The following is a 12,977-nucleotide window of genomic DNA, read 5'->3' on the forward strand; positions in this document are numbered from 1 at the left end:
TAGGTTGATACCGATAGATGGAATGCCACCAGATTTGTGCGATCCACCAATGGGGTGTCCGTTTGCAAATAGATGCATGGATAGACTTGAAATATGTGAATCAAAAATGCCACCATCTGTAGAGATTGAAAAGGGTCATAGATCTAATTGTTGGCTCAATGAAAAAGGGAGAGATATAATTGAGTGATACTTTAGTGAGAATTGAAAATCTAAAAAAATATTTTAAGATGAATCCAGAAAAATTATTTGGAAAACCACAATATTTGAAAGCTGTAGATGGTGTTAGCTTTGAAATGAAAAGAGGAGAAACATTTGCACTGGTAGGTGAATCAGGATGTGGCAAATCTACTATTGGAAGGACTATAACTAGAATATATGAACCGGATGATGGCATTGTTGAATTTGATGGGAAAAATATTTCTAACATGAGCGAAAAAGAGCTAAATATAATTCGAAAACATATGCAGATTATATTTCAAGATCCATTTTCATCATTGAATCCACATATGACTATAGAACAAGTTTTGTCAGAGCCTATAAAAGCTTATGGAAAAGACGTGGGTGATAAAGGAAAGTATATAGAGAGCTTACTAAGAAAAGTTGGATTGAGTAAGAGTGATATGAGTAGGTATTCAACTGAATTTAGTGGTGGTCAAATACAAAGGATATGTATTGCTAGGGCACTTTCTATATCGCCACAATTTATATTGTGTGACGAACCTACTTCTGCATTGGATGTATCCATACAAGCTCAGGTAATAAATTTGCTAAAGGACTTGCAAGAGGAATTTGGGCTTACTTACTTATTTATATCTCATGATTTATCGGTAGTGAGATATATATCACATAAAGTTGGCGTCATGTATTTGGGTAAAATAGTTGAAGAGGCGGAAACAAAAGATTTTTACGATAAACCAATGCATCCTTATAGTAAGGCTTTACTAGCAGCAGTTCCAAAGTCGAGCCCAAGTAGTGATGTAGATGAAAGTAGAGAAATACTTTCAGGTGATGTGCCAAGCCCTATGAAACTTCCAGCGGGATGCAGATTCAAATCAAGATGCAAATACAAGTTGGAGAAATGTGATCATGTAGAGCCAGTACTGAGAGAAATTGAGAGTGGACACAAGGTTGCATGCCATTTGTATGAAAAATAATTTTGATTCAAAATATATTGTACTCTATTTTCAAAAATAAGCTTAATCAAACCTTCAATGATGATATAATAATATCCGAAAATACAGTAGATATGATAAAAATACTCTAGAAAGAAGGTTATAATTTTGAACGAATACTTGATACTTGCAAATCCAGGGCACAATAGAATTTACTTTGAAACAGCTCTTAAGATTGCTATTTCAGAACTTAGAGCAATAGGAGAAGCTCATGGATTAGATATGAGGGATATAGAGTTAGCTGAGACTGCACTTCCAGCTTCAATTAAATTTACTACAAACAGAGAACTGACAGAAGAGGAATTTAAAACACTTGGCACAAGTTCTGTTTTCTATGCTCTTTTTGAGCTTGTAGACTCAAATTTATTGAAACCAATAAATGTACCGGATTTTCATACATTTCCAGAGAGTATGGTACAAATACTTAAATATAATGGAAAAACCAATGAACAATTTACTAGGCTTATGGTAAATTTAGCATTAAGTGCATGTAAGACTACTACGCCCAATAAAACATTATTAGACCCAATGTGCGGAAAGGGAACTACCTTATATGAAGGATATATAAGAGGGCTAGATGTAACTGGAATAGAGGTTAATTCAAAGTGGTTTCTAGAGATTAAAAACTATGTTACTAGATATTTCAAAGAGGGAAAATATAAGCATAGAACTGAGAAATCAAAACGCGTAGGGGCGAAAGGGAAAAAAATCGCTGACGTATTTAGTGTAAAAGCAGCTGTGACTAAAGAAGATTTCAAAAATGAAAAATTGCAGCAAATGCAAGTATTTACAGCTGATACAAGCAATGCAGATAAACTTCTTAAGAAAAAATCATTTGATGTCATAGTATGTGATTTACCCTACGGAGTTCAACATGGTATGAAAAATAAAATGGAAGACATAGTTTCGAGAAGTCCACTAGCTTTATTAAAAAAGGCAGTACCAGCTTGGAAACACGTAATGAGAGTAAATGGAAGCATGGTACTTGCATACAATGAGCTTACTGTAAAGTATGGTGAAATAGCAAAGGTTCTTAGCGAAAATGGCTTAGAAGTATTGGACGAAGAACCATATGCAGATTATATTCACAGAGTAGATCAATCTATAAACAGAAATTTGATAGTAGCTGTAAAAAAGAACTAGAATGTTGATTAAAAAGTAGCTATCTGATAGTATGAAATTAACATATATGTAAATGAGTTAATTTCAATATTGGAGGCGAATTAGCTATGAAAAAATCAAGAATTTTTTTCTGGATTGGAATACTTATGATTTTGTTTGCTATAATATTTGTTGGATATGCGCTACAACATCCTGAGAGTTCGATGAACGTTCCAATTGTAGGAACGACTGGATTTTATCGCATTTACATGATTGTGGCTATAGGTTCGCTGATATTAGCTAGGATTATGAAGCTTAAAAACAAATGATCTAATATAAAAAGAAGACTCATTTCACTATGTAGTCTTCTTTTTGTATATTAATATTTCACTAATAACGAAAGTTTAAATTTTTGTATTATGATGAATATGGTTTTGTAGATAATATGCTTTGACTACATAGGGTATTACATGTAAAATAGTAATCAAGATTGTAAAAAAATACAAAAAATAGCGGAGTTGTTTTTTGAAGTGAGGATGTGGAGTTGTGGCAATAGTAGGTATAGATTTAGGAACAACAAATAGTTCTATTGGCGTATATAGAAATGGAAAAGCAGAACTTATACCAAATAGATTTGGTAAATTTTTGACTCCTAGTGTTATAAGTCTAAAGGGTGACGAGGTCATAGTTGGAGAAACTGCAAAGGAAATACAAGCTAAGCATCCAACGCTTAGTGCGAGTGCATTTAAAAGATTTATAGGAACAGATAAAGTTTATTCACTAGATGGGCGTAGATTTAGTGCAGTTGATTTATCGGCATTAGTGCTAAAATCACTTGTAGAAGATGCAGAGGTTCATCTTGGCGAAAAGGTAGAAGAGGCCGTTATAAGTGTACCTGCTTATTTCAACGATAAGCAAAAGAAATCGACTATAGAAGCAGCTAAACTAGTAGGGCTGAAAGTAGAAAGACTTATTAATGAACCTACAGCAGCATCACTTGCATATCAAATTCATGATAGAAAAGAGGAAAATGTACTAGTAATAGTTGATTTAGGTGGCGGTACATTCGATGTATCAGTGCTAGATATATTTGATGACATAATAGAGGTAAGAGCGGTCTCAGGTGATAATCACTTTGGCGGAGAAGATTTTGATGATAGTCTTATGAGATACTTTGCAAGTAAAATGGAAAGGGAACTAGATAGCTTTACAAAAGAGCAACTAGCTCAGATAAAATATACTGCAGAACAGACAAAGAAAAAATTATCAGAAAACGTACATGTGAGAGTAAATCTAGCTATAGATGGAGAGCAACATACTATAGAAATATCAGAAACAAAGTATGAAGAAATTATTATGCCACTAATAGAGAGAATTAGAATGCCACTAAAAAAAGCGGTAAAGGATTCGAAATTCAAACTAGAAGATATAAATGAAGTGATACTAGTTGGCGGAAGTACTAGGATGCCTCTTGTAAAAAAACACGTGGCAAAACTTTTTAATTGCTTTCCACTATGTCATATAAATCCAGATGAAGTAGTGGCAATAGGAGCAACGATTGCGGCGGCTATGAAAGAAAGAAATGAAGATTTTGAAGATACTGTACTTACAGATGTTTGTCCATTTACACTTGGAACGACTGTGTTAAGAGGTCATGAATTTGGAGAGGCGATGGTTTATGATCCTATAATTGAGCGAAATATGACAGTTCCTGTTAGTAGAACGAGAAGGTATTGTACTGCTAGAGATAACCAAAATAAGATAAACATAGACATATATCAAGGGGATTCATTTAGAATAAATGAAAATTTGAAGTTAGACGAGATGGAATTGAGCATTCCTAGACGAAAAAAACACGAGGTCGAATTAGATGTGAGATTTACATATGATGTAAATGGGATACTCGAAGTTGAAGTAAAGGTACTTGAGACTGGAAAAACAGAGAAGAAAATTGTAATAAATGCAAATGATTTGTCAGAAGATGATGTTAATTCAAAGATGGCACTTATAGAGCATTTAAAGATACATCCTAGAGACGATGAAGAAAATAAAAATATTATAGCACAGCTTGAAAGGTACTATGAGATGAATCTAGGAGCTATAAGAAAAGAAATAGAGATCGAAATTTTAGGATTCAATGCAGCTTTAGAAACACAGAATCCAGATATGATAAAGCCTGCACGAGCTAGAATGAAGCAATTTTTAGAATACCTTGAGGTAAGAAGTTAGATGTATTGGATGGAATTTTTTAATCTCAATGAAGATTGTACATTAAAAGATTTAAAAAGGGCTTATGCAAAACTTTTGAAAAAAGTTCATCCTGAAGACGATCCAGAGTATTTCATGGAGATTAGAAATCAATATGAGGTGGGGCGCGAGTATTTTGAGAATAAGGATGTGCCGCAGAGAACATTTAACTATAAAGGTAATACTATATTTAGAGAACCAACGTTTGAGTATAATGAGAATATTGAAACGCAAGGTAGAGAAACTGTAGATTATGAGTATGAAGATATTGAAGACGAAAATACTGATGGAAATTACGAATTAGAAGAAATGCAAAGAGCTGATTATGATGGGGAAAATACCATAGAAAAAAATTTAGATAATAGTGAAGAATTACAAACTAAAACTAAAATCGAGTATGATGATAAAAATACTATAGATAAAGATTTGGACGATGTTGAAGAACTTGAAGCTAATGACTCATTAGAGTGCGATAATCAAAATACTATAAATAGAGATGTGGATAGTGGCGAAGAATTTCAAATAAAGAATGATTTAGACTACAGTGAAGAAAATACGATAGATCAGACTTTAGATGAGCGTGAGTTTTCAAAAGAAGAAGAGCTCTTAAAAAATAATATTGAAATATCAGCGCAACATCAAAGTTATGTTGATGATGAAGATATAGAAATAAATGATTATGAAGTACTTAAGAAACTTCTATCAAAAATTTATAATGATACGGAAAAAAGATTTGATATAAATGTTTGGGTTGAGTTTTTTAGTAATTTGAATCTTGTACAAGATGAAATATTTCGAGAAATTTTTGAATCGTATTTTGAAAATAATCTAGCATTTTCTAGTGAAGTAGCAGAACTTATACTTCGAAGTGTTTCGGACTTTTCTAAGGGATGCATAGAGCGATTAGAGCTCATAAAAAAAGCTGAATTTAATTATAGTGGATATGATGAGTTTTCATATGAAGAGAGAGAAGATTTTTTTAGAATTAGATACCTCATTTATGCGTGGTTTAAGGGTGCTTATCAAAGCATAGATATAAAATCAAGTGAATTAAAGAGCATTAGGAATCTAGCAATAAAACTAGATGTCGATTTTAGATTGATATTAAATTATATGCTACAGAATTTTATGTATGATGGAATTAATTACTATCTAGAAATTTATGATGAAGAAAAACTTATTGAAAATGGATATATGGCTTATAGGGCACAGAGTTATTATGAGACCGAACAATATTCTAAAGCTTATGATTCGTATAAAGCTCAGTTTAAAAAATTTAATAAAGATGAAGCTTTTAGAATTGGGACGTATAGTGCAGGGCGAAAATTAGTACAATTAGGAAAAAAACTATATCTTCCGAGGGTCAAATCAAAGAGCGTATTTGGCATATGGAAGAAGAGCCCTAGATATATTAAGAAAATGAATAAACTAGGCTGCGAGAGAGTCTTGCTCAGAAGGATACTTAAATTTGTAATGAATATGCTCATAATTGCTATAATGGCTATTGGAATTTCAAAATTTATTACTATTCCAACAGAAGAACTTTCACCAATTGCGGCAATGATTTCTAATACTATACAGGGACTCATTGGGCTTGGAGTATTATTTATAGGTTTTAGAATTTGTTTTTCAAGGAAGAGGGAGAAATAGCTATGGACTATAAAAAAATATTGTGGGTATCTTCCTTGACAGCTGTTTCAGCAGTGCGTGAAGTGCTAGATTCAAAATTAGAATATAATTATGCAAAGCTAGTTACTAAAGAGATAGAATATAATGATGAGCTGTTTTGGAATACGATTTGCCCTAAAAGAAAATCACTAGCTGGAAATCAAAAAGCAAGTATTGATTATTTTGCTATGAGATTTTTGAGTAAACACGAGAGAGTTCAATATATAAATGCAGTTTCTAAATTGAAAAAGTCAAAGTCTAGTGTAGGAGATATACTGAATGAAGATTTTTTCAATATGGTGAGTATGTCACCAGAAACGCTTGAGAAAAAGAGAAAAGATATAGACAGATCTGCATATAAAAAATTAGTTTATAGATTTAGATTTTTTTGGAAGAACAACTCTTTTTATGCATATCAATTAGCGAATGCCATAGTTCTTACAAGATGGGCTGGAATAATAGAAGTGTTTACAAGGGCAGAAGTTTTAAAAATATTAGATGAAATTGGAGATTTGATATTAGCGAATTATCCCTCATATGAAGTTTTTGGCATGAATGCAACTATGTCACATGAACTTATAAGGGAAAACCCAGAGATTGGAAATTTAGTAAATGGATTTAGCGTTGAGTTTATCAATCTAGAGATAATATATCATACATTGTGGTCGCATATAGAATGGGGTGGCATACAAAATAGAAAATTGACCTAAATATTTAGAGGAGCGAAGTTAGATGATTTGGATGGAATTTTTTGACTTGAATGAAGAGTCTACGGTAAAAGATTTAAAAAGAGCTTATGCAAAATTAATCAAAGAGACTCGCCCAGAGGAAGATCAAGATTATTTTATGCGCATAAGAGATAATTATGAAGCTGGGTGTAGATATTACGAAAATTTAGAATCTGAAATAGATGTACCATTTAGATATCAAGAGACAAATAGTGAATCAAATGAACCTTACAATGAAGAGAATGAAGAAGATAATATAGATTATAATTTGGCAAATACTGTGAATCAAGATTTGGAAGAGAATTATGATTTTGATAATGAAAATATACCGCAAGAGTCATATGAACTAGATTACGATATTGACGAGTCTACATATGATGAAACTGAAGAGTATGAAGATGATTATGAGATTGTAGAAGAGCGTTTGGACTTTGTCTATCAGTATATAGAAAATAGATTCAATAAAGAAGCTTGGCGAGAATTTTTTAGCAAACTCAGCTTCGAACAAGAAGAGATTTTTACAGAGATATTTGATTATTATATAGAAGAGCATCCAGCTATTACAAGTGAAATCGCTGAGTTTATATTGAAAACTGCTACAGAACTTTCAGATCAATGTGTAGAAAGACTAGAGATTATAAAGGAGTTCGATTTTAAATATAATGAGTATGAGAATTTTGCGTATTATGACAGAGAGCGATTTTTTAGAGCTAGATATCTAGTTAGTTCATGGTTTAGGGGCTTGTATCAAAGCGTAGATGTAAGTGAATTAGACATAAAGCAAATTAGAGAATTAGCTATCAAAAGTGAATTTGACTATAGATTGTTTTTGAACTATATGCTCCAAAATTCTATGGGAAAAGGTATAAAGTATTATTTAGAATATTATAGTGAAGAAGAGTGTATAGAAAAGGGATATACTGCCTATTTAGCACAATATTATTACGATGAAGAAAAATATAGTGAAGCTTATAAAATTTATAAAAATCAAGGAGAGAAATTTCCGAAAAAAGATTCATACAAAATAGGAGAATACAGTGCTGGATGCAGGCTAGTTAAGAACGGAGAGGACATAGTATTGCCAGCGTATAGAACAGAAACCATATTTGAAATTTGGAAGAAGAGCTCTAAAGAAATTGAAAAAATTCGCAAAAGAGGATATTTGAAATCTTTGAAGACTAGAAGCATAAGCAATTTTTTAATTATCATTTTGATAGTAGTGATGCTAAAGAAATTTTTTAACTTCTTGTTTATACCAATTTCGGAACTTACAACATTTTTGGCGATGGCTTCAATTGTATCTAGAGGTTTCATGGGTTTGTTATTCTTGTCAATTTGTTTTCAAATTTATTTAAGAAAAAAAAGGAGAGCTGCAAATGGATCATAAGAAAATATTGTGGGTCTGCTCACTGACATTGGTTTCAGGGATACAAGATGCATTAGATAAAAAAATAGAATCAAAATATACTAAGCTTATGAAATCTGATATAGAAGAAGCTAATGACGAATTTTGGGAAGTTGTTTGTCCTGATAAATCTAGCTTATCTAGATCGCAGATAAAAGATATGAACTTATTTACAAATTGTTTTTTGAATATACATGGCAGAGACCGTTTTGTCGAATGCATTAATTCGTTAAGAATGAATAGATCTGTTATTGGAGATATGATAAATAAGGATTTCTTAGAATACATGCAGCTTGCTCCAGAAAATAAAAGTGGTAGAGGGTATTCAAAGTATAATATTTTGATAGATAGGTTTGGATTCTTTTGGAGACAGAATTCATACTTTGCATACAGATTGGCAAATGCTATTGCTATTACCAGATGGGCAGGAGTAGAAAATATAGCTACAAAAAAGGAAGTTTTAATGATACTTGAAGATATAGCTGATTTAATTATTAAGGAGTATCCATCATATGAAGTTTTTGGAAGAAATGCTATGCTATCTCATGAAATTATAAAAGAAAAGCCGGAATTTAAAGAAATACGCAGAGGGGTACGAACAGAAGAAGTGAAGATGGAAATTGTATATCATGGTTTTTGGTCACAGATAGAATGGGGCGGAATGTAAAAAATTGCCTGATTCAAAATTACATTTGATTAAAATGTAGCATTGAATCAGGCATTTATATTTTTATATTATTTTACTTTCGAGCATTTCTTCTAAGTAGTAAAACTATTTGACTATGTTTTTCTTCATAGTTTACTTCAAATCCTGGAAATATTAGAGAACACAATCTTAACATATAATTCTTTTCCCGAGCCAAGTAATTAAAACCGATAACCTTACCTAAACGCTCTTGTTTACTACTTCTAACAGCGTAAGGTAGTATTAAATCAATTTGGCCATCGAAATGTCTAGTCATATCGTATATATCCATGTAAAGCTTTACAAGTAAATCATCTTCAAGAAATTCCGCAAATCCATTACACGATACTATTAAGTTGTCAAAATTAGACAGGTCATTTTTATATCTCTGTTTTTCTAAATATGAAAAAATAGAATCATTTATGGATATAGCTTTAGATTTGTCTCCAAAAAGTTTATCGTATAGTAAATCACCTATAGCTAGCCAAATATCATCGATATCTATATTTACTGTTTTGTAGTTAGAAACAGATTTGGAGGAATCTAAAGAATCGCGAAGACCAGTCATTAATCTATCAATTTCAAGACCATCAAAACTGCCTCCACTTCCAATATCTAAAAATGCAAAATCCTCATTTTTTTCTATGGCATAGTCGTAAACTAGGCTGTCAAGGCGAGTTCTTATTATATCGCGTCTCCATTTTATTGGTGGATTAGCAGTTTGCATAAACTTAGAATCTAATTTCTTAGTTAAAAAGGATCCATGAGGTTTATTTAGCATACAATAGAGGGTTACATCTTCAGAACCAGGTCTTCGAGACATTATATTAGAACAAGTACATAATTTTGTTAGAAGGCGACCTATTATGGTTAAGTCATAAGCATATGATGGAAGTTTTTTAGATTTAAAATTTCGTAGAGCGATACTTTCTTTATTATGATTAAAATAGTAAGTATAATTATAAACACTCAAACAATCCCATATATCCTTTTGTTTATGAAGTCTTTCCCAAATTTCTTTTTTATTATTCAAAATTAGTATCTCCTTTATATGATTAGTAATACCCGATACTAAACCCATTTTAGCATAATTATTTTAATTTATTTATAGCATAAAATTAAGTGGCTTGTCAAAAAATAAATATGGCATTAGAGAAACAATGAAGTGAACATGACAAGCGGATTAGAATAAAAAAGAGTGATTTGCGTAACAAAAAAATGAAGACGATTGATAATAAAATGTAGGAGATTTTACAAAAAATATTGACAGCTAAATTTTGATTGAATAGACTAAAAGGGAGAAGAATATTATATACATAAAGGAGCGAAGGAATATGGCGGTTAAGATAATTACTGATAGTGCAGCAGATTTACCTTATGAACTTTATGACAATTATGGTATAGACGTTTTTTCAATTAATGTTTGCTTAGAAGAAAGAGAATTTAAGGATGAGATAGAAATAAAATCTATTGAGGTTATGGATTACATGAGATCGGGAAAAGTGGTTACCACTTCACAAGTAGCGTATGTAGAATTCAAAGAAATATTTACAGAATATGCTAGAGACAAAAAAACGTGTATATATATAGCATTTTCATCGAATCTATCAGGAACATACAATACTGCATTGCTTGCAAAAGAAGAAGTGCAGGAGATTTATCCTGAATTTGATTTGACTATAGTGGATTCAAAATGTGCTACATTAGGTCAAGGCTTAGTGGTTTTAAATGCAGCTATTTTAGCGAGAGATGGAGCATCTAAAGGTGAAATAATTGATGAGATTGATAGGAAAATAAATCACATGGAACATATATTTACTGTAGAAAATTTGGAGTATCTTTATAGAGGTGGTAGGATAAGTAAAGCGTCGGCTGTTATGGGTTCTTTAATGAAAATAAATCCTATAATGGATGTTAGAGATGGAAAATTACAGCCACTAGAGAAGGCTAGAGGTAGAAAGAAAACACTTAAGAGAATGGTTGAAATAGTCGGTGAGAGAGGATACAATCTTGAAAATCAGGAAATAGGAATAAATCATGGAGACTGTATAGATGAGGCTCATAAACTTAGAGATATGATAAAGAAAGAATACGGAACAGAGAAATTTATTATAAGGGAAATAGGAAGTGCTATAGGTGCTCATACTGGACCTGGACTTCTTGGAATATATTTTTTGAAATAGATTTTTTAGTGAAAATAAAATATGTTTGGATAAAAGAGAAAAAGCTCTATATGCGCTGATGGAAGGCAACGCATGTAGAGCTTTTTCAGGGTTTTGTTTAGGGTTTTATTATTGGGTTTTAATTTTATGTTAAAATTGCAATTTGCAATTTAAACAGCTTTCGCCATTAGAGCAAAACGGTTAATTACATGTGCTACACCGTGCTCATCATTATTTAAAGTTATGAAATCAGCTCTTCGTCTAAGATCAAGAGAAGCATTACCCATAGCGACACCAAGTCCAGCATAGTCTATCATGCTGATGTCATTTCCAGCATCACCAATGCATATTACATCTGCTTTTGGGATACTCAAATGTTCAGTAAGTGATTTGATTCCAAAACCTTTGTTTACACCTTTTTTTAAGAAATCAATATAAAAAGGCGCAGACATTGTTAATTCATAATTTTCATTTAGAGATGAAGGCATCTCATCAAAAATTGGTTTTAATACAGATTCATCTTCTGAAAACATTACTTTATAAACTTTTGTAGATGAATCTAAAGTACTAAAGTCTTTTATAATAAAGTCCATATCGTTTAAATCTGCTTCAAATTTACCATATGAATTTTCATATGGTGATATACAAGCTGAATCAGTTACGATATGTATTTTTACACCCATTTTTTGGGCAGTTATTTCTAAAGCGAATACTTCATCTAAAGAGATAGTAGATTCGGAAATAACTTTTCTATCTGATGCTCTTAGAATCAGAGCTCCATTGTATAGTATAATATAATCATTATCGTGAACCATTCTAAGTGGGGTTAAAAACTTCTCTACACCGCTTAGAGGTCTACCGGTTGTTATTACTACATTTACACCAGAATTTTGTGCATTTCTAATGGCATTTCTATTTTCATCAGATAAATCATGTGATGAATTAAGAAGAGTACCATCCATATCAATACCTATAAATTTACACATATTATCACCTCACTAAATACTTGCGTGATGAATATTGAATTTATTAAGAGCACCAATTAATTCATTTTCTGAAATTGGAAGTATCTCAGCTGCATGGCTTACAGACAACTTTTCAGATCCAATCAAAAGCATAGCTAGATAAACATCCATACTCGCTTTGATATTTTTACTTTCACAATAAGATTTTAATTCCTCTAACATTTCATTTTTTAAAACATTAAGTTTCATAAAAAAACATCCTCCTTATAACCAAAAACCATTTACAATTAAGTTCGTATCATTTATCGCCAAAAATGCACTGGCGAATCCGTTTGATAAGAGTATAGCGTATAAATTTAGGATTAATTTGTGCGAAGTGTATACATTTATGTTTTTTTTGTATACTTTTGTGTTGTTTTTTGTAAAACTCTGGGGGTATCGTATATAATAAGCTTGATAAATTGTTTAGTGATTAGGAGGTAGAGTTTATGAGCAAAAGGATATTGGTTATAGAAGATGACAAGGAAATTTCAAAAATCATAGTGTCTTATTTAGAAAAAGAAAGCTATAGTGTTGTAGCAGCATACGATGGAAAAAAGGGCTTTGATGTTTTTCAGCAAGAGCAGAATTTTGATTTGATATTATTGGATATCATGCTTCCTGGAATGGATGGATGGTCAGTATGTAGAAAAATTAGGCAGCAGTCGAATATACCTATTATAATGCTTACTGCTAGAGATGATGAAGATGATGAAGTTTATGGTTTTGAGCTAAAGGCAAATGACTATATAAAGAAGCCATTTAGCCCAAAAGTGTTGATTGCTAGAATCAAATCTATGTTAGA

Annotated in this window: 13 protein-coding genes and 1 pseudogene; 11 read left to right on the forward strand and 3 right to left on the reverse strand. The window is 31.7% G+C overall.

Going from position 1 to position 12,977, the window contains the following annotated elements; translation table 11 throughout:
- The 9 genes and pseudogenes from N4A40_10030 to N4A40_10070 all read left to right on the forward strand — a co-directional run bounded on the left by N4A40_10030 (position 1) and on the right by N4A40_10070 (position 8,988).
- Positions 1 to 100, forward strand: a pseudogene (locus tag N4A40_10030) (ABC transporter ATP-binding protein).
- A gap of 79 nt (positions 101 to 179) precedes the next feature.
- Positions 180 to 1,154 (forward strand): ABC transporter ATP-binding protein, encoded by a 975-nt coding sequence (locus N4A40_10035; protein MCT4662187.1) that lies wholly within the window; start codon positions 180 to 182, stop codon positions 1,152 to 1,154.
- Positions 1,155 to 1,280: 126 nt separating this feature from the next.
- A complete protein-coding gene (locus N4A40_10040; GenBank protein MCT4662188.1) occupies positions 1,281 to 2,315 on the forward strand; it encodes a hypothetical protein in 1,035 nt (344 codons plus the stop codon).
- A gap of 86 nt (positions 2,316 to 2,401) precedes the next feature.
- Positions 2,402 to 2,602, forward strand: coding sequence for a hypothetical protein (locus tag N4A40_10045; protein MCT4662189.1), 201 nt, complete (start codon positions 2,402 to 2,404; stop codon positions 2,600 to 2,602).
- 217 nt (positions 2,603 to 2,819) lie between these two features.
- Positions 2,820 to 4,502: a molecular chaperone HscC gene (locus N4A40_10050; GenBank protein ID MCT4662190.1), complete on the forward strand. Its 1,683-nt coding sequence runs from the start codon at positions 2,820 to 2,822 to the stop codon at positions 4,500 to 4,502.
- A complete protein-coding gene (locus tag N4A40_10055; GenBank protein ID MCT4662191.1) occupies positions 4,503 to 6,170 on the forward strand; it encodes a hypothetical protein in 1,668 nt (555 codons plus the stop codon).
- Between the two features lie 2 nt (positions 6,171 to 6,172).
- Positions 6,173 to 6,898 carry a DUF1266 domain-containing protein gene (locus N4A40_10060; protein MCT4662192.1) on the forward strand — a complete coding sequence of 242 codons (726 nt, stop codon included), beginning with the start codon at positions 6,173 to 6,175 and terminating at the stop codon, positions 6,896 to 6,898.
- A gap of 22 nt (positions 6,899 to 6,920) precedes the next feature.
- Positions 6,921 to 8,303, forward strand: coding sequence for a hypothetical protein (locus N4A40_10065; protein MCT4662193.1), 1,383 nt, complete (start codon positions 6,921 to 6,923; stop codon positions 8,301 to 8,303).
- Positions 8,293 to 8,988 carry a hypothetical protein gene (locus N4A40_10070; GenBank protein ID MCT4662194.1) on the forward strand — a complete coding sequence of 232 codons (696 nt, stop codon included), beginning with the start codon at positions 8,293 to 8,295 and terminating at the stop codon, positions 8,986 to 8,988. The genes N4A40_10065 and N4A40_10070 overlap by 11 nt, the downstream gene beginning before the upstream one ends.
- A 73-nt stretch (positions 8,989 to 9,061) precedes the next feature.
- Here N4A40_10070 and N4A40_10075 read toward each other — a convergent pair whose 3' ends face one another.
- The gene (locus N4A40_10075; protein ID MCT4662195.1) at positions 9,062 to 10,039 is read right to left on the reverse strand and encodes a hypothetical protein; all 978 of its coding nucleotides are present in this window, start codon (positions 10,037 to 10,039) and stop codon (positions 9,062 to 9,064) included.
- Positions 10,040 to 10,340: 301 nt separating this feature from the next.
- Between N4A40_10075 and N4A40_10080 the strand changes: the two genes are divergently transcribed.
- Entirely contained in the window at positions 10,341 to 11,189 is an 849-nt protein-coding gene (locus N4A40_10080) for a DegV family protein (GenBank protein ID MCT4662196.1), read from the forward strand.
- Positions 11,190 to 11,338: 149 nt separating this feature from the next.
- On the opposite strand, the gene N4A40_10085 is transcribed toward N4A40_10080, so the two are convergent.
- Positions 11,339 to 12,154: a Cof-type HAD-IIB family hydrolase gene (locus N4A40_10085; protein MCT4662197.1), complete on the reverse strand. Its 816-nt coding sequence runs from the start codon at positions 12,152 to 12,154 to the stop codon at positions 11,339 to 11,341.
- 12 nt (positions 12,155 to 12,166) lie between these two features.
- The gene (locus tag N4A40_10090) at positions 12,167 to 12,382 is read right to left on the reverse strand and encodes a hypothetical protein (GenBank protein MCT4662198.1); all 216 of its coding nucleotides are present in this window, start codon (positions 12,380 to 12,382) and stop codon (positions 12,167 to 12,169) included.
- Between the two features lie 239 nt (positions 12,383 to 12,621).
- Between N4A40_10090 and N4A40_10095 the strand changes: the two genes are divergently transcribed.
- On the forward strand, positions 12,622 to 12,977 hold a 356-nt coding region (locus N4A40_10095), incomplete at its 3' end, for a response regulator transcription factor (protein ID MCT4662199.1).

The organism is Tissierellales bacterium (genome assembly GCA_025210965.1).
Taxonomy (GTDB): Bacteria; Bacillota; Clostridia; order Tissierellales; family JAOAQY01; genus JAOAQY01.